General features: G+C 63.9%; 20 protein-coding genes and 2 riboswitches. Of the genes, 13 read left to right on the top strand and 7 right to left on the bottom strand.

Annotation, left to right across the window (positions count from 1 at the left end; translation table 11 throughout):
* Nucleotides 1-118 precede the first annotated feature (118 nt).
* The 3 genes from ABD53_RS08675 (at nucleotide 119) to ABD53_RS08665 (ending at nucleotide 3,717) form a co-directional block, all read left to right on the top strand.
* On the top strand, nucleotides 119-1,525 hold the full coding sequence (locus ABD53_RS08675; protein WP_047865392.1) for a hemolysin family protein: 1,407 nt from the start codon (nucleotides 119-121) through the stop codon (nucleotides 1,523-1,525).
* Nucleotides 1,526-1,643: 118 nt separating this feature from the next.
* Nucleotides 1,644-3,185 (top strand): glycosyltransferase family 117 protein, encoded by a 1,542-nt coding sequence (locus ABD53_RS08670; protein ID WP_047865391.1) that lies wholly within the window; start codon nucleotides 1,644-1,646, stop codon nucleotides 3,183-3,185.
* A 4-nt stretch (nucleotides 3,186-3,189) separates the two neighbouring features.
* Complete coding sequence (locus tag ABD53_RS08665) at nucleotides 3,190-3,717, top strand: MnhB domain-containing protein (RefSeq protein ID WP_047865390.1); 528 nt, start codon at nucleotides 3,190-3,192, stop codon at nucleotides 3,715-3,717.
* A 49-nt stretch (nucleotides 3,718-3,766) separates the two neighbouring features.
* Here the strand turns inward: ABD53_RS08665 and ABD53_RS08660 are convergent, their stop codons facing one another.
* Together ABD53_RS08660 and ABD53_RS15915 are read right to left on the bottom strand one after the other, a co-directional pair.
* Nucleotides 3,767-5,341, bottom strand: a complete 1,575-nt coding sequence (locus ABD53_RS08660) for a glycosyltransferase family 117 protein (protein WP_047865389.1) — start codon at nucleotides 5,339-5,341, stop codon at nucleotides 3,767-3,769.
* Between the two features lie 202 nt (nucleotides 5,342-5,543).
* Nucleotides 5,544-6,587, bottom strand: coding sequence for a bactofilin family protein (locus ABD53_RS15915; RefSeq protein WP_152670682.1), 1,044 nt, complete (start codon nucleotides 6,585-6,587; stop codon nucleotides 5,544-5,546).
* A gap of 222 nt (nucleotides 6,588-6,809) precedes the next feature.
* Nucleotides 6,810-7,024, top strand: a riboswitch (cobalamin riboswitch).
* Nucleotides 7,025-7,058: 34 nt separating this feature from the next.
* Between ABD53_RS15915 and ABD53_RS08650 the strand changes: the two genes are divergently transcribed.
* Nucleotides 7,059-7,814, top strand: a complete 756-nt coding sequence (locus ABD53_RS08650; RefSeq protein WP_053057856.1) for a HoxN/HupN/NixA family nickel/cobalt transporter — start codon at nucleotides 7,059-7,061, stop codon at nucleotides 7,812-7,814.
* Between the two features lie 174 nt (nucleotides 7,815-7,988).
* On the opposite strand, the gene ABD53_RS17965 is transcribed toward ABD53_RS08650, so the two are convergent.
* Both ABD53_RS17965 and ABD53_RS08640 read right to left on the bottom strand, forming a co-directional pair.
* On the bottom strand, nucleotides 7,989-8,291 hold the full coding sequence (locus ABD53_RS17965) for a transposase (RefSeq protein ID WP_152670681.1): 303 nt from the start codon (nucleotides 8,289-8,291) through the stop codon (nucleotides 7,989-7,991).
* Between the two features lie 33 nt (nucleotides 8,292-8,324).
* Complete coding sequence (locus ABD53_RS08640) at nucleotides 8,325-8,867, bottom strand: metal-dependent transcriptional regulator (protein WP_160309651.1); 543 nt, start codon at nucleotides 8,865-8,867, stop codon at nucleotides 8,325-8,327.
* Nucleotides 8,868-8,965: 98 nt separating this feature from the next.
* Between ABD53_RS08640 and ABD53_RS08635 the strand changes: the two genes are divergently transcribed.
* The 3 genes from ABD53_RS08635 (at nucleotide 8,966) to ABD53_RS08625 (ending at nucleotide 11,583) form a co-directional block, all read left to right on the top strand.
* The gene (locus tag ABD53_RS08635; protein ID WP_047865388.1) at nucleotides 8,966-10,294 is read left to right on the top strand and encodes an Nramp family divalent metal transporter; all 1,329 of its coding nucleotides are present in this window, start codon (nucleotides 8,966-8,968) and stop codon (nucleotides 10,292-10,294) included.
* Nucleotides 10,295-10,414: 120 nt separating this feature from the next.
* Nucleotides 10,415-10,572, top strand: a riboswitch (cobalamin riboswitch).
* Nucleotides 10,573-10,624: 52 nt separating this feature from the next.
* Entirely contained in the window at nucleotides 10,625-10,840 is a 216-nt protein-coding gene (locus tag ABD53_RS08630) for a CbtB-domain containing protein (protein WP_047865387.1), read from the top strand.
* 14 nt (nucleotides 10,841-10,854) lie between these two features.
* A complete protein-coding gene (locus ABD53_RS08625) occupies nucleotides 10,855-11,583 on the top strand; it encodes a CbtA family protein (protein WP_047865386.1) in 729 nt (242 codons plus the stop codon).
* Nucleotides 11,584-11,689: 106 nt separating this feature from the next.
* Here ABD53_RS08625 and ABD53_RS08620 read toward each other — a convergent pair whose 3' ends face one another.
* Entirely contained in the window at nucleotides 11,690-12,181 is a 492-nt protein-coding gene (locus ABD53_RS08620) for a DUF6789 family protein (protein WP_200900344.1), read from the bottom strand.
* A gap of 34 nt (nucleotides 12,182-12,215) precedes the next feature.
* Nucleotides 12,216-12,656, bottom strand: a complete 441-nt coding sequence (locus tag ABD53_RS08615) for a MerR family transcriptional regulator (RefSeq protein WP_053057853.1) — start codon at nucleotides 12,654-12,656, stop codon at nucleotides 12,216-12,218.
* A gap of 659 nt (nucleotides 12,657-13,315) precedes the next feature.
* Between ABD53_RS08615 and ABD53_RS08610 the strand changes: the two genes are divergently transcribed.
* The 6 genes from ABD53_RS08610 (at nucleotide 13,316) to ABD53_RS16540 (ending at nucleotide 19,244) form a co-directional block, all read left to right on the top strand.
* Entirely contained in the window at nucleotides 13,316-14,989 is a 1,674-nt protein-coding gene (locus ABD53_RS08610; protein WP_047865385.1) for a VanW family protein, read from the top strand.
* A gap of 104 nt (nucleotides 14,990-15,093) precedes the next feature.
* A complete protein-coding gene (locus ABD53_RS08605; protein ID WP_047865384.1) occupies nucleotides 15,094-16,473 on the top strand; it encodes a VanW family protein in 1,380 nt (459 codons plus the stop codon).
* A gap of 144 nt (nucleotides 16,474-16,617) precedes the next feature.
* Nucleotides 16,618-17,679 carry a class E sortase gene (locus tag ABD53_RS08600; RefSeq protein WP_235401495.1) on the top strand — a complete coding sequence of 354 codons (1,062 nt, stop codon included), beginning with the start codon at nucleotides 16,618-16,620 and terminating at the stop codon, nucleotides 17,677-17,679.
* A 132-nt stretch (nucleotides 17,680-17,811) separates the two neighbouring features.
* Nucleotides 17,812-18,390: a sortase gene (locus ABD53_RS15910; RefSeq protein WP_235401478.1), complete on the top strand. Its 579-nt coding sequence runs from the start codon at nucleotides 17,812-17,814 to the stop codon at nucleotides 18,388-18,390.
* 56 nt (nucleotides 18,391-18,446) lie between these two features.
* On the top strand, nucleotides 18,447-18,821 hold the full coding sequence (locus ABD53_RS08590; RefSeq protein WP_152670678.1) for a hypothetical protein: 375 nt from the start codon (nucleotides 18,447-18,449) through the stop codon (nucleotides 18,819-18,821).
* A gap of 15 nt (nucleotides 18,822-18,836) precedes the next feature.
* The gene (locus tag ABD53_RS16540) at nucleotides 18,837-19,244 is read left to right on the top strand and encodes a sortase (protein WP_084709449.1); all 408 of its coding nucleotides are present in this window, start codon (nucleotides 18,837-18,839) and stop codon (nucleotides 19,242-19,244) included.
* Nucleotides 19,245-19,312: 68 nt separating this feature from the next.
* Here the strand turns inward: ABD53_RS16540 and ABD53_RS08585 are convergent.
* The coding region (locus ABD53_RS08585; RefSeq protein ID WP_047865381.1) for an MMPL family transporter at nucleotides 19,313-20,888 on the bottom strand (1,576 nt) is incomplete at its 5' end.

The raw sequence follows: 20,888 nt of genomic DNA, 5'->3' as shown, positions 1-20,888 counted from the left end.
GCGAGACGAGTCGCACTCGACAAACAGGGTTGGGAAATGGAAGGAGCGGAGGGTGAGAGCAAGACCCTCCCCGTTGATCTTAACGCCGTAAACACCGCGATCAAGCTCGAGGAGCACATTGGAAGCCGCGCTATTACCTACAATAAGGATCCTGGTCACCCTGCTGTTGGTGGCACTCAACGGGCTGTTCGTGGCCGCGGAGTTCGCGTTCGTCAGGATAAGGGCGACCCAGGTAAATCGCATGGTAAGCGAGGGTAGGGTCTCTGCGAACCTGGTACAGACGGCTACGGCGAGGCTAGATCAGTATCTGGCGGTCTGCCAGCTCGGGATCACGATCTGCTCCCTGGGCATCGGCGCGCTCGCCGAGCCGACCATTGCGAGCCTGATACAGCCCGTATTCGAGGACCTCGGCTTCCCGGAAGTCTTGGTCCACCCGGTCGCCATAGCCATCGCGCTCTCCGTAGTCTCGTTTTTCCACGTGGTATTCGGCGAGCTGGCTCCGAAGACGCTCGCGATACAGAGGGCCGAGGGCACCTCGCTGTTCGTGGCGCCGTTCATGCGCTTTTTCTACTACCTGCTGTACCCGCTCACCGCCCTGTTCAACGGGACGGCGAACGCCATAACCCGGGCATTTGGCATCCCGCCGGCCAGTGAAGGCGAGGAGTCTCACACGGAGGAGGAGATCCGCACCCTGATAAGCCAGTCGACCCGCCAGGGCTTTCTGGAGGCCGACGAGTCAGAGATGATCGGGGGCGTATTCGAGCTCGGCGATACGACGGCGCGCGAGATCATGGTCCCGAGACCGGACGTGGTCTCCTTCTCCGCCAACACGCCTCTCGGGGAGCTGGTCGCGGGGGCGGCGACGGGCAACTATACCCGCTACCCGATCTACGAGGACGAGACCGGGGACAGGATTATCGGCGCGGTGCACGTCAAGGACCTGTTGCGTAACACCGTCGAATCGTCCAACGGCGAGAATCTCAAGGCAACCCCTATGGAGCGGGACATCGTGCGCGAGGTGCTGACCGTGCCCGAGAACCGGCGCATAGACGACATCCTGGACGACTTCCAGAAGCGTGAGATCCAGATGGCAGTGGTCATAGACGAGTGGGGCTCGTTCGAGGGCCTCGTAACCATAGAGGACATCCTCGAGGAGATCGTGGGCGAGATCCGGGACGAGTTCGACGAGGAGGAGCCCCTACTGCGCAAGCTCTCTAGCGGGGCCTACTCCGTGGACGGGCGCATACCGATCAGCGTCGTCAACGAGGCTCTCGAAGCCTCCTTCGAGAGCGAGGACTTCGACACGATAGGCGGGCTGGTGCTCGGCCAGCTAGGGCGGGCCCCAGAGGAGGGCGACGAGGTGCTCGTAAGCGGGCACCTGATGCGCGTGGCGGAGGTTGAAGGCTCCCGGGTGTCGCGGCTAGCGATCCAGACGGTCCAGCAGCGGCGTAGGGTTGATACCCAGGATGAGACGCCGAACGAGGACGGCTCTTTGGATCGCCGGGCGGATGACGCCGGTGACTAGCCCGCGGGCAGACCAGTCTCGCAAGACGACCGCCGGAGATTAGCGAGAACTCTTTACCGTGAAAGCTCCGGGCAAAGCGAGAACAGTCCGCAGACTTCGCCCCGCGAAAGCCGGCGTATTGCTCGCCGGAGCGGGCGCGGCCCTGCTCGTATTCGTCCTGTACGTGAGGACCCTCGCGCCCGGCGTCCTGACCTACTCCAGGCCGGATCTGCTCGACGCGGCGATGCTCCAGGTCCACGCCGCCTCGCTCGGAATCACCCACCCAACCGGCTACCCAGCCTACACGATGCTCACCCACCTGTTCACGGAGCTCCCCTTCGGCGGCCCCGCCTACCTGGCGAACCTAGCCTCGGCGGTCTACGGTGCCTGTGCGGTGGCCCTGGTCTACGCCGCCGGCTATCTGCTCACGCGGAACGTCATCGCCGCGGCGGCGGGCGCCCTTTCCTTTGGGCTCGGCCAGACTCTCTGGTCGCAGGCCACGATAGCCGAGGTTTACCCCTTAAACGCGCTGTTTATCGCCCTGACCATTGCGGTCCTGCTCCTCTGGAGGTCCAACCGGGACGACCGGTACCTGCTGGCCGCCTGCTTTTTTATGGGCCTCTCGCTCGCCAATCACCTCACGAGCGGTCTCCTACTTCCCGCCGGGGCTCTATTCGTGGCGCTCGCCGACCGGCGGAAGCTGCTCGAGGCGAGGCTGGCCCTCAAGGGCGTGGGGCTCTTTGCCCTCGGGCTCACGCCCTACCTGTATCTGCCCGTACGAGCCTCCATGAGGCCCGAGAGCATGGAGGCGGATCCCTCAACAGTCGGCGGCTTTTTTGCGCTCGTCAGCGGCGCGCGGCTTAACGGACGCCTCCTCACCCTGCGCCCCGGCTCACTCCTAGAGGATCTAAGCCTCTACGGCGAGGATCTGCTCGAGAACTTTCCGTGGCTCCTGCTCGCCGCGGGGGTCGCCGGACTAGTAATCCTGCTCCGCCGAGACCGGCCGTCCGCCGCGCTCACCGGCTTCTTGTTCGGGGGCTGGCTACTGTACGCCCTCGCCTACACCATCCTCGACGTTCAGCTCTACTTCATTCCGACTTATCTGGTGCTCGCGCTCTGGATCTCGGTCGGCCTCGCGGCCCTGCTCGATACCGTGCGGAGACTGGTCGCGACCGAACGGTACGGGCTTCGGCTTGCCTCCTACCTTCCGTTCGCCGCGGCGGCGCTGCTGTTGCCCCTGGTGGCCGCCGCGGAGACCTACGCGGAGGTGGATCGCAGCGGCCAGGATGAGGGTCGCAGGATCATAGAAGCGGTGGCGGAGAACGTCGAGCAGGACGCGACCGTCATACACCACCGGAGCAGCCTCTGGTACATGGTCGTGGTCCAGGGTCGGCGCGAGGACCTCACGCTGGTGGACCCCTATTATCCCTCCTGGGGACCTCGGCACTACGACGCCGTCTGGCCGGGGAATCTTCCCCCCGACGAGACCGACCGCCGTCACGCTACCAGCCGCGACGACCTCGGCGTCACCGCCGCGGAGAAAGCCGCCGAAAAGGGGCCGGTATATATACTCGACCAGGGGCTGGTCGGAGGCTCCCGCTTCCGGAGGGCCGGATTCGAAGTGGTCCCAGTGGAACCCGGGCTCCTGTACGAGCTCGTGCCGCCGGACGGGCGACGGTAAGCACATGCCCCAAGAGTCGCCCGGCGAGGCCACGAGCATCATGACCCGGGTAGTCGCCCGGCTTCTGCTGGCGCCCACCCTGATAGCCGCGATCGCGATCCTGGTCAAGGGGTATGTACAGCCCGGAGACGGCTTCGCCGCCGGGGCGGTCGCGGCGCTCGGAATCGCCATGCAGTATCTGGCCTTCGGCCGGCGCGAAGTGGAGAAGAAGCTACCGGTAAGGGGCATCGGAAGATTATCCTACGCAGGGCTCTTGATCGGGCTGACCATCGCCGTAGTCCCACTATTCTTGGGGGACCCCATACTCACCCAGTACCCGCCGCCAGGCGCCGACGTCATATACCTTGGCACCCTTGAGCTCATCACGGCGGTCGCCTTCGACCTCGGAATCTTCCTCGTAGTGCTCGGCTACGGCACCGGCGTCATAAGCCTCGTGTCCAGGCTAATCGACGACCCCTCGAGCGCGTCCATGCGGGACGCTACTCACGAGACGGGCAACGGCGACCCCGCCCAGGAAGGCCGGACACTCTGAGCGTACTCCTTTCGGGAGCCTGTCCGCCGCCCGTACGGCACGCATAGGCTCACCCGCGATCCTCGGGTACCAGCCTGTAGAGTATCCCGTTCTCGCCGGCCGGCCTCACCTCGAAGCCGGCGCGCTCGAAGGCACTGGTATCCAGACCATCTTGATTCAGGAGATAGACTGGACCCCTTCGCGAAGCTTTGCGGGCGGTCTCGACCCCGGTCTCGTCGTCCGTGCCGTAGCGTGCCGCCGCCTCCTTACGGTCCACCGGCGCGGGCCAGACCATGTCCGTGTGCCTGACCCAGGCCGTGTTGAAAGGGTCCACCAGCGTAAGGTCCCGGCGGCGCTGCTCGACAAGCACCATGTACCAGAGGTTGCTCCGGTGGTGGAGTACCGTCGCGCCGGGTTCGGCCTTCCGGGCCACGGTGTCTATGATCTCGCGCCCCCGGTAATCCCCGCTGCGGTCTACGGCCCTGTAGGTCTCCGGCGCTTCGAGTAGCGGAGTGACGATCAAGATCACCGACAGAGCGGCGACCGGAAGAGCGCCCGCTAACGCCATCCGGGAGCAGCCGGAGCCGGCGACGTTCTCCATGCCGCGCAAGGCGAATCCCGCGCCGCGCGCCACGAAGAGCCCGAACACCAGATACGCGGGGATAAAGAAGACGTAGAAATCGACGAACGTGTATAGCAGCCCGTGGACCGACCAACCCGCGAACGGTATCCCGAGGAGTAGCGCCGCAGACCGATCCCTAAAGAGGAGAGAGCCGATTCCGACGACCCCGACGAGCATCAGGACCACGGGGAACTGTCCGAGAAAGTACTCGCCCGTGAGACGCTCGTACATCCTGCCGAGCGCATCGATCACCAGTTGCCTGGCGCCCGCTCCGCTCCCGGAGCCTCCATCGTCCACTAGCTGTCTCTGTACGTAGCCTCCGCCCGTGACGAGCATCAGGAAGCGCCCGGGGGTCGAGGGATCGGCCTCGTTCAGCGGCGGTTCCGTCGCCGCCCTTAGCGGCAGGTAAAGGTAGGACAGAAGCCCGGCCAGGAAGAGCCCGGCACCCCGCAACAACAGTTTCCACCGGGCCAGCGCGTGCCGGTCGACCGCGAAGACGAAAGCCAAGCCTACCGGCACTAGCAGCGCGCTGGTTACGTGGTGGGTGAGGGCAAGACCCGAGACCAGGGCGAATAGCAGCAGCAAGCCCTCCCGCCGGGCGTCCCGCCAGGCCAACAACAGCCACAGCTCCAGGGAGATGAGGGCCGCGTTCATCGTGTAGACCTCGGCGATGACGGCCTGGCCCCAGAACACGGGTGCGAGTCCGAAGGAAAGGGCGCCGACCGCCGCGGCCACCGCCCGTCCGGTTAGCCTGAGCCCGGCCAGATAGGTAAAGAGCACCGCCGCGGCCCCCGAGAACGCGGAGAGCAGGTTCACCCGGTAGGCCATATCTCCCACGGGCAGATAGGTGAAGAGCTTGCCGATCATCGTGTAGGTCGGGTACCCGGTGGGGTGTCCTATACCGAGCACGGCCACCGTCGCCTGCAGCATCGCGGAGTCCGACATACCGGGAAAGTCCTGGTACAGCACCGTAGGAGCCAGCGTGCGGAGATATAGGGTGCCCGCGAGCAGCGTAACCGTCACCCCGAGAGCCGCCGCGGCCGGTGCCCGAAATTGTCCCTTTCCTCCCGGAAGCCGCCCGAGTCTCACGCAGGCCCCAAACAGGGGGCCGCCGCGTTCCCGTCCATGCCGGAGTCTTCCGGCGAACGGCTAGCCGAGCGTGGCCCGGGTCTGTCCGTTGCCTCGGCCAACCGCTCCGGCGCCGACTCTCCACAACGGATGCGGACTACCATCGTGACCTCGCTCGGAGTGGATAATATCTGCGTAAGGTCTCCGAGTCGCGAGCGGTGAGAACCACGCCGCCGGCGCCCTGTAGCGCGGCGGCGAGGAGGACGACTTCACCAAGCACGGGGATCATGTATGCTGCCGAGATCAAAGCGGTACCCACGAGCATCGCGGCCATGCCGTAGGCGTGGTCCCGCAGGCCGATGGCGGTCAGCGCCTTCTGGCCGACATGGTACGAGGCGGCGAGCGCGCCGGAGAGCGCCAGGGCGAGTACCACGGGTATGAAAAGCACGAGTAGCGGCATACCGATGACGGAGATCAATAGCATTCCGGTAACGGCCGCGGCGGCCGCCGCCGAAGCCAGGCCCGCCAGTACAGACCGTAGCGGCCGCCGCGCCAGCGTCCCGGCGCTCTGCAGCAGCCAACGACGGCCCACCATCACAGCCAACGCGCCACAGGCGGCGAACGTTAGGGCAAGCACGATCTTTATCGACACGGACGGCCTTAGGAGGGCGGACGACGGGTGTACGCGGGCGGCCTCGGCGCCGGTTACTATAGGACCGCCCACGGTGGAGCCGGCCGCCCTCAGCGTACGGCCGTCCCCGACGGAGACGTGACCGCGGACGCGCGCCCCGGGTCCCAGCACGAGATCCCCGGATCCCAGCTCGACGTCGCCCGCCACCAGGGATTCCAGGTATACTTCCCCGAAGGCGCTCTGTACATCCCCCCCGACAGGCGCCGAGACCGTGACATCTCCGAACGCGGAACGGACGTCGCCGGCCACCGGAGCCCTTACGTTAACGGAACCGGAGACGACTCGGACGTCACCGTTCACCCGCCGGTCCACGACGGCGTCTCCGAACAGCTCGGAGACATTCTCTCCCGTCTGTTCCGGCTTTGAGGAGGCCTGATCGGCTGGATTGCCGTGAAAACCGCGAGTGGTCGCCGCCGATGCGTGGTAGGGCGCAACCACGGCCAGGAGAGTTAGACTGATCCCGGCCAGCAGCATCCGGGTAAGAGGGCGCGCCGCCCCGTATCCATTCATGCAGCGGCGGGGCGCCCCCCGCCGTATTCGAGGTCTAGTATTCAACATAAGCACTGCCGACTCATACGCATGCCGGGACTTGGGGTTTTGGACGGGCGTCCCCGTCGCTCTGGTCCCGGGCCGATAAAGAACGGCAAAGGAGATCCGGAAGGGGTCTTAGTCGGTCTGTTAGCCGCGACGTGAGCCCGCGGGGGCCGCTCTGGTTGCCGCACCCGGAGCTCTGTATACTGCCGGGCGCCAAGTCATCGGGGCAGCGGTGTCCAGGAAGCCGGTGAGAGTCCGGCACGGTCCCGCCACTGTGACCGGGGAGCGTTCCCCAGCGCGCCGTTCGCGCGGGCGTAAGGCCACTTCTCCTGTACTTCTTTGTAACGGAGTGGGAAGGCCGGGAAAGGCTACGATCCGGCAGTCAGGATACTGGCCCGCCGCCGAGAGTAATCCGGAGGGGACGAGGATCCCCGGGAGGAGGCGGTTGTGGGCGCTATAGATACCTGGCTCGAGGGCCTGATGCAGGGCGGTGCGGGCCTGGGGTTGATCCTGCTGGTGAGCCTTCTTCTCGGCCTGCGGCACGCCAGCGACCCGGACCACCTGGCCGCCGTTACCACGCTGGTCGCCGCCGACCGGGGGACGGTAAAGACCGCGGCCTCTCTGGGCCTGACCTGGGGTCTCGGCCACGGCACCACCCTACTGGTCGTAGGACTCCCGTTCGTGCTCCTGGGACGTTACCTGCCCGAGGCGGCGGTCCAAGCCGCCGAGGTCGCCGTAGGGGTACTGATCGTGTTTTTGGCGGCGCGCCTGTTGCTCAGGTGGCGACGTGGTATGTTCCACGCCCACGTCCACCGCCACCCGGACGGCGAGCCTCACCGGCACCTGCACGGCCACGCCAGCGGCCCGGAGCACCAGCAGCACTCCCACGTCACGCCGTTTCGGACTCCGTTCTCAGCCTACGCCGTGGGGCTACTGCACGGAGTAGGCGGCTCGGCCGGGCTCACTTTGCTCTTAGTCTCCACGATTAGGGGTCCTGTGGTAGCGACCGGCGCCCTGCTCATCTTCGCGCTGGGAACCGCCCTGTCCATGGCCCTGCTGAGCACGTTTTTCGGGGTGGCCCTCGCGCGCGGCCCTATAGCGAGACATTTCGACCGCGCGGTACCGGTCTTCGGGGTTCTCGCGGCCTGTTTCGGGATCTGGTACGGGCTCGGTGCCCTGGAAGTCGTGGCGTATCCTATGTAGGTTTCTCCCGAAAACCGACCCTACTAGACAAACTCTGCATTGATGGGTTGACTCTATCGGTATCGGGTTTTGATGGGCTAGAGTCTAGTCACTGGACAAGGATGTGAAGAATTTCTGAACATTCTTTCTCTTCCCCTTGAACCTCACGCCGCGCGAGGTCGTAATCCCGATTTGCTAGTGTGATGTCTTCATGTCAGGGAGACTCCGTAGCCACCAGCCGTACCCGGTGAGGCTCGCCAGCTTCGTCGGGTCCTCCCAGTACGGTGCGAGCGCCCTGCTCAAGGCTTCCATGATCTCCTCAATGGTCTCGAAAATCTTGTTGGAGAGCTTGGCCCGAAGCTCCTGGAAGTAGCGCTTCACCGGGTTCAACTCGGGACTGTAGGGTGGAAGCGGCAATGCCTCGACACCCTCTGGCCAGCTAAGTGTCTCCAAGATAGAACTGAAAGATGCCACAGCCGACGGCCAGGCGAAAATCATGCCTGGAACTGCGGAGCCGATTGCACACTGGCTTCAACCTATTATTGGTGAGGTCTGTACCCGATAGGCGCGGACCCGCTCGCCGACCTTCGTCTGGTCCAGGAGCCAGGATTCTTCCGGCGCCAGGGTACCGTCCGCCCGCGGGATAGGGTCCCCATACGGATCGCGCTCGGGACTACCCAGAAACTCGGCCAGGCGCTGCGCGAAAACGTCCGACACTGCGTGTTCGAGGCGCTCGGCCTCCTCGTGTACCCCCTTCCACGGATAACCCAGGTGCTCCAGCAAGAAGGTCTCGATCAGCCGGTGCCGACGCAACAGCCTCAGGGCTTCCTCTAAGCCACGCTCGGTGAGAAAAGCCCCCCGGTAGCGCTCGTACTCGACCAAGCCCATCTCCCGCAGCCGACCGAACATGTTGGTCACCGAGGCGGGCGCCACCGAGAGCCGGACGGCAACGTCGTTGGTGGAGGCCCCGCCCGTCCCGGCCACCTCCCAGATGGCCTTTAGATAGTCTCCCACCGAAGAAGACAGCTGTCGAGTCGTCGCCAGATCGCTCATCATGAACCTTAGTGTAGTCAACCCTAAATCAAGCATCAAGTATAACATCAGCTTGATTTTAGCTTTGTCAGTTAATAAATTTAGCGTTGGTTAATAAAATAGATTAGGAGAAGACTTCTATGGCTTACACGAACGCTTCCGAGGAGACTACTCCTGGGGAGTTCCTGCCAGGGGAAAGCGCCACGATACGGGCGGCGGAGGCGGCTTTAAAGGGGCAGAAGCGTGGTGTGAAGCGGTTCTTGCCGTTCCTGGGGCCGGCGTTCATCGCAGCGGTGGCCTACATAGACCCGGGCAACTTCGCCACCAACATCGCGGCCGGGTCTACCTTCGGGTTTCTCTTGCTCTGGGTGGTTCTCACCTCTAACCTGATGGCGATACTCATCCAGTCGATGTCGGCAAAGCTGGGCATCGCTACGGGCAAGAACTCGCCGGAGCTATGTAGGGAGCGCTTTCCCAAGCCGGTGACGTTCGGGCTGTGGGTCCAGGCCGAGGTTATCGCCATAGCCACCGACCTGGCGGAGTTCATCGGAGGAGCTTTGGGACTGAATCTGTTATTCGGTATCCCCCTGTTTCCGGCGGCGCTGATCACGGCGGTCTTCTCTTTCGGGCTTCTGGAGTTGCAGCGCAGGGGCTTTAGGCCGCTGGAGGCGGGGATCGCCGCGCTGGTGGGGGTGGTAGTCTTCTCCTTCGGGTATCAGGTGTTTATGGCCAAGCCGGAGCCCGGACCTCTCTTCGGCGGGCTTTTTACCCCGCAGCTCGCCGGCACCGACAGCGTATTGTTGGCTGTCGGCATCCTTGGGGCCACGGTCATGCCCCACGTTATATACTTGCACTCGGCGCTTACCCAGCGCCGGGTGGTGGGCCGCACCGAGGAAGAGAGAAAGAGGATCTTCCGCTTCGAGTTCGTGGACATCCTGATCGCCATGGGCCTCGCCGGAGTGATAAATGCCTCGATGATGATCATGGCCGCGGCCCTATTCTTCCAGAACGGCCCCGTCGTCGAGGGTCTGGACGTCGCGTTCGCCCGGCTTGGCGAGCTGGTCGGTCCCACAGCGGCCATCCTCTTCGGCGTCGGGCTATTGGCGAGCGGATTCTCGAGCTCTGCGGTGGGTACCATGTCGGGACAAGTGGTCATGCAGGGCTTCATAAACCGCAGGATACCGCTGGTCCTAAGACGCCTGATCACGATGACCCCGGCACTGGTCATCATCGGCCTTGGGGTCAACGCCACCACCGCACTGATCTTGAGCCAGGTGGTGCTCTCGTTCGGCATACCCTTCGCCCTCATCCCACTCTTGATCTTCTGCCGCAACCGGCAGATAATGGGCGGCCTAGTCAACCACCGCCTGACCACCATAGTGGCAACGGTGGTCATCGGCCTGATCATCGCGCTGAACGTATTTCTGCTCTACCAGACCTTCTTCCCCGGCACGGCATCAGGAGGATAAGGACGGATAAAGAGGGCAGAAGCTCGTGGGGCGAGTCTTGCGTAAGCCGGCCGCTGTCTTGACGCCCGTCGGGCTTGGCCGTATGCTAGCGATCACAAAAAAATGAGGGCGGCGGAGAGCCAGGAAGCCGGTGAAAGTCCGGCACGGTCCCGCCACTGTAACCGGGTAGCGAGCCCCGAAGTAAGGCCACGGTTTCCGACGGAGCTCTGATAGAGAGCTCCGGTAAGTCGAGGAACGGGAAGGCCGGGGGGAGTGTCGATCCGGGAGTCAGGAGACTGAATCGCTGCCCGAAATCCGACCGGGGCGAGGACCCCGATAAGGAGGTTTCCGATGCACAGAGGCTCTCTAGAGCGGGTTCTCTCTCCGGGAGGGATGCCCTGGTGGAGCTGGGTTACGGGGGCGCTGTTGGTGTTGATGCTCTTCGTCCTGCTATCCGCCAGTGGAGAGTTGCTCGTACCCCTGCTCGGGTCGGCAGCTGAGGCCAGCAACTACCTCCACGAGTTCTTCCACGATGGACGCCACCTGCTGGCCGTTCCCTGCCACTAGGAGCGCTGAGAATAATGACTACGTCGTATCTGCGCCGGGGACTAGCTGCTGGCTTGTTGGCGGGACTCCTTGCGGGAGTCTTCGCGTTCTTCGTAGGAGAATCATCCCTTGAGGGGGCCATCCAACTCGAGGAAGCCTCCTCGGGCGGTGCCCCCGAAGAGGAGGTCTTTAGCCGCTCGACCCAGAAGGTTGGACTCTTTTTCGCCACCGGCCTAACCGGACTGGCCGTAGGAGGTCTGTTCGGGCTGGCGTATGCGTATTTCCGGCCCCGGATGGCCTCCGTAAGCGATTGGAGGAGCAGCCTTTCTCTTTCGGCAGCTGTGTTCGCCGGGGCAATCCTTTTGCCCTTTCTCAAGTATCCGGCCAATCCGCCGACCGTCGGAGGCCCGGAGACTATCGGGGCCCGCACCGCCGCATACTTCACCATGGTCATACTGTCCCTGCTCGCTGTTCTGGTGGCCTGGTACGTAGCGAGGAGACTCCGGGAACGAGAGGTTAGCCCTCCCGTACGCCATACGGCGGTGGGAGTGGGGTTTGCGGTTATCGTTGCGGGATTGTTCATGGGGCTTCCGGCTGCCGTGGACCCGGGGGGTTTCCCGGCCGGACTGCTGTGGGATTTCCGACTTTCGGCTCTGGGCACCCAACTGGTTCTATGGGCGGCATTGGGGTGCATCTTCGGCGCACTATGCGAATGGACGGACCGGGAAGGAGATTCCTCGCCGAGAGTAAGCGACCTTTCATGAAATTAGAGTGTCAAGTGCTATAGCGCTATTTTTGCGCAAAACTCGAAAGCAAGGGTCGTCGTCTGCTGGGTTAGGATCGCTGTTACCATTTTGTTGTAAGCGACTCTTACTCCCCGCTCTTACCCCGATCCAGCAGCAAACCCAGGGTGGTGCCATAGACCAGGTGCAGTACGAGCGTCGCCACCGCGATCTGGGGAGCGATCGAGGTTCCGAAAAGCCCCCAGCCCACGAACGGCAAAAAGACGACCCCCATGAGCACCCACAGAAGAATCCCCCAGCCCAGTCCTTTTAGGAGCGTTATCGGCCTTGTGAGGGCCGCAAGTACCGCGCCCGCTACGCCACCGAAGGCCAGATGACTGAGAGCCGCCACAAGCACTATGAGGGGCTGGGGCAGATTTCCCCCAAGTACCTGGCCCACGATGGCCGCAGGTACGGGCATCGGCATCGGGGATAGCCCAGTCGCTGTGGCCACGATCATAAGCACCGACATCGCAAGCGTGGCAACCACTCCCCAGCCGAAACCCCGTGCCAGGCGGCCCTGGGCCATCGAGGATGATTGCCGCTGTTCCTGCTGTCGCGTGCTCGTGCGAGACGTCATGTGTTCCTCCTTATGTCCGGGTCGATGAGCATCTTCAGTCTTCGGAGTCGGTGCCGGTCACGGCGTCTACGCAGCCGCAGAAGCTCGCCTCCTCTCCGCAGAGCTCCGCCGGCCCGGTCTCGGATAGCTGCCTCTCGTAGTAGAGGAGGTTCTCCTTGAAGGCGGATAACTCCTCCATCTTTCGCTCGGTCTCTCGCAACTTCTCCCGTAGAGTCTCTTCGAGGTCCGGGACGATCTCGCCCCGGTTGCACCCTTCGGCTAGAGCGACCAGCTTCCTCGTCTCCTCTAGCGTGAGACCCAGGAGCTTCGCCCGGCTAATGAACCTCAGCTGCGCCAACTCCTCCCGGCCATAGAGACGGTAGCCCGCCTCCGTATGGGAAGCCGGCTCCAAGAGCCCCCTATCCTCGTAGTAGTGGACGGTCCTCACGGGTAACCCCGAAAGCCGGGACACCTCTCCGATCTGCATCAGCTTCATCTCTGTACTCTCCATCTTCATGCCTAGCCAATATAAACCCTTCACCATAGTGTAGAGTCAAGGAGGTCTCCCGACTTTTATTGGAAGAGACTATTCGTATGAGTGCAGAAGTGGCTTCCGCCGAGGTCAGTGCTGCAAGCTGTATGGCACCCATGAGTCACAGATATTTGATGCGAAGCCTGCTACGAGATGCCCTTAGACGAAGCCTGCTACGAGATGCCCTTAGAAAGTAGGGAGTTCCAACAATATCCGGATACCGGACACGCCCCGCCAGAAAAGCGTGTCCCGAAGCCTCGCACAACGTCCGCCCCGAATCGGAGCCCCCGGCCTTTCGTCTGCCGGCGGGAGAGATGCCGAGACGGCTACCCTGATTATTTTCATGGACGCAACCGCGCCTCACTGATAACCTATGCGCCTGCATTCATATGTGCGGGTGAATAAGCGCCGGAGTCCCACACCCCGTCCGTGATCCTGGTTGACGGTGGTTCTGTCACGGTTCGGTCTGGGGTTGCGATGGTCTCCGGATACGGGCCGCCGTTGGCGGCGGAGCAGGACACGACCAGAGGCGGAGGATGAATCGAGACTCAACAGTTATCAGACGGGGCAGAGCGGGGTCTGGCCGGCGTTGGCGCCGGCGGCGCTCGCGTACGCGGCTCCTCTTGGCCGGTGCCTCGTTGCTCGGCGTGGTAGTGGTCCTTTTCGCGGCTCTCGGGGCGAGTCCGCAGGCTTCCGAGGGCGGCATCCCGCGCGGCGTCGAGGCCGGCGGGCTAGACCTAGGCGGTAAGTCCACCGAGGAGGCGGAGAAGCTTCTTCGGGAGCGCGCCTACGCGCTGAACGAGATCCGGGTGAGCGGCGACGGTAAAGAAGTGACCGTTCCGGCCGAGAGCGTCGGGGTGCGTCCCGATGTGGAGGCAACGGTGCGGAATGCCCGAAAGGTCGGCCGCGAGGGAAATGTCATCGAGCGGGCCAGGGAGCGTGCGGGCGGACTCGTAGGGACCGTCGAGGTGCCCCTTGAAGTCGCCTACGATGGGGAGAAGGTCCGCGACGTCTCGGAGAGCCTGGCGCGGCGGCTTGGCGAAGACCCCACCCAGGCCGGGGTCTCGGTGTCCCTGGCGGGTGTCGAGGTTTCGCAGTCTGCGGAGGGCTACGAGGTCGACGTGGATCAGACCGCGGCCAACATCCGCGGCTCAATAGAGAGCCTGGAGGGCGAGGCGGAGCTCGCCGGCGGGGCGACACGGCCCGAGATCAGCACCGCCGAGGCCGAGAACACGGCCGAGAAGGTCAGGACCGCCATCAGCGAGCCGGCCACACTGGCCGCGGACGGCGAGCGGTGGGAGCTGAGCCCGCGACAGATCGCCGGGCTCATCAACGTCACTCCCGAGAGTAGCAGACTAGAGGTTTACCTCTCCCCGCAGGCCCTGCGCTCGGAGCTTTCGGGGATGTACTCCAGTATCAACGTCGAGGCCAGGGAGGCCGACTATCGCTTTGCGGGCGACAGCGTAGAGGTGGTGCCCGGCCGGACCGGACAGAGCATACAGACCCTGGAGCTCCTCGGCGAGCTCCGGAGCGGTTTGCTCCAGGGTAAACGCGAGTACGAGGTCCCCGTGGCGGAGGACGTACCCGAGCTGACCACCCAGGAGGCCCGCCAGCAGAGGCCGACGCAGCTGATCGGCAAGTACCGCACCACCTTCGAGGGCACCGGCGACGACGCCCCGGCCCGGGTAGACAACCTGAGGACCGCCTCGGAGGCGCTCACCGGGCAGACTCTGGCCCCCGGCGAGGTTTTATCCGCAAATGACGTCCTCGCCCCGCTGGACTATAAAAAGACCAAGGTGTTCGTCGACGGCAAGGTGGAGAAGGCCGCCGGCGGCGGGCTGTGCCAGGTCTCCTCTACCCTATACATGGCCGCCAACTACGCCGGGCTGGATATAGTGGAGCGCAACGCACACTTCGCCCTGTTGAACTACATCAGGCCCGGCCTCGACGCCACGGTGTGGTTCGGCGCCGAGAACGGCTACCGGGGCCAGGAGCTGGACATGAGGTTCCGCAACACCACCGAGGGCTACGTCATGATCCGGGAGTACGTCGCCGACGACGGCTACATCTACGCCGAGGTGTGGGGCCAGCCCACGGGCAAAAAAGTCACGATGGACTCAAAGAACCTCGTCGAGAACGAGAACATATCCAAGTGGAGGACCACGAAGACCGTCAAGAACGCCCAGGGCGAGGTCGTCTCCAGCGGACCTATATACACCAGCACGTACTACGCCCTTGAGACCGACGAAGGCAAGCTCCCGCCGACTGAAGTCGACGTCGCGCCGGTGCGGCCTTAGCAAAGCCGGTAGAACGGCGGTTATCTCTATGGTAAGGCCACACCCGGGGCGTAGAAGAGCCGGGGCCCGGTCGGGGCGGTTACGGAAAAGGAGGCTACGGGACAATGAGGCGAGAGGCGTTTTCTAAGGCGAGAGGCGAGGGAGCCGGTTTTAAGGTCTACGGTCGGGGCAGCTTCCGGCGCCGGCGCAGGACGGTGGGCGCGGTGCTTCTGGCATTGGTGCTAGCGGGCGTGTTGGTTGCGGCCCTAGGATTCTCCCGCGGTGACGAGGGCATAAGGCGCGGCGTCGAGATCGGGGGCGTGGACGTCGGCGGAATGAGCAAGGCCGAGGCCCGGCAAGCCCTGGAGGCCGGGGCCTCGCAGAGCCTGGCCCAGATAAGTTTCGTGAACGGGAGCGGAGGCGACGCACCGGACGGCGGCAAGGTCTCCGCACAGAGTCTGGGTATCGCGTTGGATGACCGGAAGAGCGTGGAGAAAGCCTACGACGTAGGCCGGGACGGAAACTTCGTGGAGCGGTCGGTCGCGGCGGTACGCGGCTCCTCCACCGGAGTCTCGATACCCGCCGCGGTCTCCTACGACCGGCAGGCGGCGGAGGAAATCGTCTCCGGGTTCGCCGGCGAGGTGGACCAGCAGCCGGAGAACGCCAGCTACGAGGCTTCGGGCTCCGGTGACCTGGAGGTGGTGGACGGCGAGCCGGGCAGCGAGCTCGACGTCCAGAAGACGCTCGGGAACCTGGATGAGTCGCTACCCAAGCTGGATGGAGAGATCCCGCTTGCCACAAAGAGCGTACAGCCCGAGAAGAGCGCCGAGAATCTGCAAAGCATGGCCCCCACCAAAAAGCTCGGGGAGTTCGAGACCGACTACCGCTACTCGGATAGCGAGGCGCGTAAACAGAACCTGAGGATGTCTTCTGGAGCGGTGGACGGCACTGTCCTCGAGCCCGGAGAGGTGTTCTCCATGAACGAGCACATAGCGGGTCTGGACTACAAAAAGGCAAAGGTCTTCGCCGACGGCGGGGAGACCTCGGCGCTCGGCGGCGGGCTCTGCCAGGTCACCTCGACCGTGTACATGGCCGCCCAGTACGCCGGCCTTGAGATAGTGGAGCGCACGCCGCACTACACGACGCTGCCGTATATAAGGCCGGGCTTCGACGCGACGGTATGGTTCGGGGGGCAGGGCATACCCGAGCTAGACATGAAGTTCAAGAACACCACGGACTCGAACGTCCTGATCCGGGAGTACGTAACGGAGAAGGGGATTTTGAAGGCCGAGATCTGGGGCCAGCCAAACGGCAAGGAGGTCACCATGCGCTCGGAGCAGGACTTCAAGGACACGGACCGCGGGATCAAGTGGAGCACGTACAAGACCGTAAAGAAGGATGGCGAGGTGATCCGCGAGGGTCTGTTGCACGAGGACCTGTACAGCTACCCGCCGCCAGAAGCCAGCGACGAGGGCTACAACGACGTCCGCGTCGGCGGCTGGTAATCCCCACAGGCGCCGCCAACGTATATATCACCACGATCCGTAACCGGAGAGCGTAACGATAGGGGCGGAGCTTTGTCCGCAGGCAGACACAACTATACACGGTATACACGGCGTGGCCGGTTGGGACCGTCGGCCCTTGTGGCTATGATCTTGCTGGTCGCGCTCGCCGGTCTCACCCTGGCCTTTGCTCCGCCCATGTCGCAGCTCGCCTCTACCGGGGCGCCGGACAACCCGGAGGGCACCGGCGGAGACACCACCCAGGAGGTAGAGACTACCGAGCAGACCACCAACGGGTCCACTCAGGAGGAGCCGGATACCCTACAAACCACGGCACGGCCTCAAAAGACGCCCACGGCGGACGAGTACGAGGGTGAAGCCGCGGACGAGTCCACGGAGATAGGTCCGGCGACCGCGGACGCGAACGATTCCGGCGGCGCCGGGGCCGCGAGCGCGGAGCCCTCCGAAACGTCGTCCGGCGCCGACGAGGGAGCCGGAGATGGCTCTGGAGGCGGCGAGGCCACCGCGTCACAGAAGGAATCGGAGCCTCGACAGGAGTCACAGGAGCAGGCGGCAGAAGAAACGCAGGAGAAAGCCCAAACCGATGCTCCACAGAAAAATGCTCCTCAGAAAGAGCAGGAACCACAGGAGCAACAGCAGGACCAAGAGACCGATGAAGGCGATAATAGCCCGCCCGATAAACAGGAGGCCTCCACACCCCCGCCGCCGAGCGACAAGACGATGTCACTTTCTGTGCCCAGGTTAGCTCAGGTCCAGGGAGATACGGTACTCAACTCCGACGCGCCCGGGACGATGGCTCGGGCAGCGATGAAGCTACCCTCCACCGGCTTCCCGTGGCAGGAGGGCGCAAACACCTACATCGCGGGCCACCGGATAGGATGGCAAGGTACCGAGAGCCGCTACCAGTTCTACAACCTGCCCGCCATGCGAAACGGAGACGCCGTGTACCTCACCGACACTAACGGCACCACCTACGAGTACCGGGTCACGGAGAAGTTCGCGGTCAGTCCATCGGAGAACTGGGTGACGGAGCCCGTGGCCGGCAGGGACATGATCACCTTGCAGACCTGCACAGATTCCGTGGACCCGAGTACCTGGTGGGACATAACACCAAAGCTCATGCAGGCCGGACCGGACACTGGCCGTCTCGTGGTCCGGGCCGACAAGGTGGCAACCTATCCAGCCTAATCCCGGCCATGAGCGGCCTCGGGGCCGCCCGGTGGATAACTCTGCCCTACGGCTGATGCAGAGCACCACGCAGTTCAGGAGAAGCGGATGAGTCTAAAGAGCGCAATTAGATGGACTCTAAGCGGCGGGTTCTTGTTGGCAGGGCTGGTGATGCTTGCTATCTTCGCCGTCAACTTCCTCGGCCTGGGTGTGAGCGCTGGATCCACCAACGAGCCAGACCCGGAGGGCTTCAGCGTACCCTCCGTGGAGCAGACTACCTCCCGGCAAACCGGCGGCCCCGAGGACAAGACCCTGAAGGTGACGGTCCCGGAGATGAGCCGCATAGAGGACGACACCGTCCCGAACGCCGCCGGAGACGACGAGGAGGCCCTGAAGGAGAATGGGGCGATACACCTGCGCGGGACCGGCTTCCCTTGGCAAGAGGGAGCTAACACTTATCTGGCCGGCCACCGTCTTGGCTACCCGGGCACCGAGAGCTTTCTCACCTTCTACGACCTAAATAGCCTGGAGAACGGCGATAAGGTCTTCGTGGAGGACTCCGAGGGCACGGAGTACACCTACAAGGTGTACAAGAGCTTCGTGACCGGGCCTTCGGACCTGTCCGTTACGGAGCCGGTGGCCGGCACAAACGTGCTCACATTGCAGACCTGCACGCTGCCCGACTATAGGGATCGCCTGATCGTGCGCGCCGAGCTCGTGGAGAAGTCCTGAAGCCTCTATGGCGTACCACTGACCAGTATTGTGGCGGTTATAAGAGGAGGCTGTGAATGAGCAATAGGACCGAGAGGCGCGGCCGGGGAGCGTTGGCGTCAACCTGGCGTACTTTATATGGTCGGGTGGTGATGCTGGCACTGTTGCCGGTGCTTGCATTCACGGTCTCCGCCTGCGGGAGCGCTTCCTCAGAGGACTCAGGCTCGGGCTCGCCGGAGAACACCGGCAAACAGGTAGAGGCGGTGACCCCTGAGGAGGTGCTCTCGGGCAAAGAGCGTACCGGCTCGCCGGATTTCAGGGAGTGGACCGAGCCGGCTTCGGAGGATTACGATTCCGGTACGCGCGAGCTTTTCGTCGGCACCGACACCTCCACGGGCGCGATACCGGCCGTCAAGCCATTCAACTTCGGCCGCGACCCCGGAGGCCCCTAGAACAAGAAGCTCTCCCTGGATATCCCTAAGCTGGGCCTGCAGGACGTACCGGTCTTTGACTCGATCTCCGAGGAGAATCTCAAACAGGGAACCGTCCGCGTCCCCGGCACGGGGTACCCCTGGCAGCAGGGGGCGAACACTTACATAGCCGGCCACCGCATCGGATACCCCGGCACGCCCTCGGACAAAATCTTCTACGAGCTTCCAAGGCTCGAAGAGGGTGACGAGGTCACCGTTACCGATGCGTCCGGTAGAGAGTATGTATACAGGATCTTCAATAAAGAGGTAGTGGGCCCTGAAAATGTCGAGGTTATGAGCCCGATCAAAGGCAAGGAGGTGGTGACCTTGCAGACCTGCACCCTCCCGGATTACGAGGACCGGATAATCGTGCAGGGTGAGCTGATCGAGGACGACGCAGCATGAGTTGTAGCGCATATCGCAAAGCGCTTCTGGGTGTAAGACACGAGTACTGCCCCCAATCCACTCCTTTCTCATTCGTCTTCCAGGCTTGGTAGCCGACGGTCCAGCCATCTGGGCAACCACCAGTTCGCCCTTCCCGCTAGCCGCATGACGGCCGGCACGAGTACGATGCGCACCAGCGTCGCGTCCAGAAATATAGCCAGCGCAAGCGCGAAGCCGATCTGCTTTATCTCCAGGACCTCGCCGGCCACGAAAGAGCCGAATACCGCGACCATGATCGCGGCCGCCGCAGTGATCGGCAGCGCGGTGTGCTCAAGGCCCTCTGCCACGGCGTGCTCGTTGTCCCCGGTTTGCCGCCAACTCTCCTGGATGCGGCGCACCAGAAAGACCTCGTAGTCCATCGAGAGCCCGAACAGCAGAGCAAAGAGGATGAGCGGCAGGTAGACCACGATGCTACCCGGCTCGAAGCCGAGAACCTCCTGCAGGTGACCCTGCTGGAAGGTCCATACCAGCAGCCCAAACGAAGCTCCGGTGGCGAGCAGGTTCATCAGGATCGCCTTTAGGGGAAGTAGCAGGCTCCGGAACACCAGGGTCAGGAACACGAAAGACAGCGCGAGCACGAGCCCTATGACTACCCATAGCTTGTCCTGGGTCTCGTCGCTAATGTCCACGAACTCCGCCGGTGACCCGCCCACGAGCACCCGGGCGTCTGATGCGGATCCGGTGGCGTCCGGCGCGATGTCCCCGCGGAGCCTCTCTGCGAGGTCCATCGCCTCCGCGCTATCCGGCTCTACGGAGGGCACCACGGTCAGATACGTGCTCTCACCGTCCCCGCTCACGAGCGGCGACTGGCGCAACGGCTCTGGAGATGGGTCGCTCTGCCGCCCCCCGGCTCCGGCTGCGTCGGCGACCGAGGTTACCCGGGCGACCGCCGGGTCCCGGCTCGCCCGCTCATCGAGCCGGGCGACGGCCCGTAGGTCGGCCTCAGAGAGCGGGCCGTCGGTGGAGGTGTATGCCACCTGGATCGGTGAGAGCAGACCGGGGGAGAACTCCTCGGCCAGTATCTGCTGGCCCTGGCCCACTCGGGTATCCTCAAGCGCCGGGATGCCGAGGTCTATGCCGAGCCGCATGCTGAGCGTCGGCACTGCCGCTACCAGTAGAACGCTAGTGACGAGCACCGCGACGATGACGGGGCGACGCATGACGAGGCGCGCCCACCTTGCCAGCAAACCGTGCCTATCTCCGCCGGGCTCGGCCCCGACGACCCTGTCGCGCCAGGGCAGCCGTCCAGACTCAACCCGGTGGCCGAGCAGGCCGAGCAATGCGGGAAGAAGGGTGAGGGCGACGAGGAGCGCGCAGCCGACGGCCAGCGACGCCCCGAGACCCATCTGGCTGAATGAGGGGGAGTTGACCACCAGCAGCGTCGACAGGCACAGCATGACGATGATGCCGGAGAGCAGAATCGTCTTTCCCGTGCGGCCCATGCTTACCGCTACCGCGTCCTCGACCGCACCCCGGCCCGGCCGCTCCTCAGGGGTCCTCCGGCGCATCAGCTCCTCGCGGAAGCGGCTCACGATGAACAGCGCGTAGTCTATTCCAACGCCCAGCCCGATCATCGGCACCACGGTCGAGAGGAGGCTGTCGATG

Origin of the sequence: Rubrobacter aplysinae, from assembly GCF_001029505.1 — a bacterium.
In the GTDB taxonomy this organism is placed as follows: Bacteria; Actinomycetota; Rubrobacteria; order Rubrobacterales; family Rubrobacteraceae; genus Rubrobacter_A; species Rubrobacter_A aplysinae.
This window is presented reverse-complemented; position numbering and strand designations above follow the sequence as displayed.

Excerpts from the sequence above, each read along its gene's own strand:
- ABD53_RS08665 (WP_047865390.1), top strand. The coding sequence starts at position 3,190 with ATGCCCCAAGAGTCGCCCGGCGAGGCCACGAGCATCATGACCCGGGTA.
- ABD53_RS15915 (WP_152670682.1), bottom strand. The coding sequence starts at position 6,587 with ATGAATGGATACGGGGCGGCGCGCCCTCTTACCCGGATGCTGCTGGCC.
- ABD53_RS17965 (WP_152670681.1), bottom strand. The coding sequence starts at position 8,291 with ATGATTTTCGCCTGGCCGTCGGCTGTGGCATCTTTCAGTTCTATCTTG.
- ABD53_RS08635 (WP_047865388.1), top strand. The coding sequence starts at position 8,966 with ATGGCTTACACGAACGCTTCCGAGGAGACTACTCCTGGGGAGTTCCTG.
- ABD53_RS08630 (WP_047865387.1), top strand. The coding sequence starts at position 10,625 with ATGCACAGAGGCTCTCTAGAGCGGGTTCTCTCTCCGGGAGGGATGCCC.
- ABD53_RS08625 (WP_047865386.1), top strand. The coding sequence starts at position 10,855 with ATGACTACGTCGTATCTGCGCCGGGGACTAGCTGCTGGCTTGTTGGCG.
- ABD53_RS08620 (WP_200900344.1), bottom strand. The coding sequence starts at position 12,181 with ATGACGTCTCGCACGAGCACGCGACAGCAGGAACAGCGGCAATCATCC.
- ABD53_RS08615 (WP_053057853.1), bottom strand. The coding sequence starts at position 12,656 with ATGAAGCTGATGCAGATCGGAGAGGTGTCCCGGCTTTCGGGGTTACCC.
- ABD53_RS08605 (WP_047865384.1), top strand. The coding sequence starts at position 15,094 with ATGAGGCGAGAGGCGTTTTCTAAGGCGAGAGGCGAGGGAGCCGGTTTT.
- ABD53_RS08600 (WP_235401495.1), top strand. The coding sequence starts at position 16,618 with ATGATCTTGCTGGTCGCGCTCGCCGGTCTCACCCTGGCCTTTGCTCCG.
- ABD53_RS08590 (WP_152670678.1), top strand. The coding sequence starts at position 18,447 with ATGAGCAATAGGACCGAGAGGCGCGGCCGGGGAGCGTTGGCGTCAACC.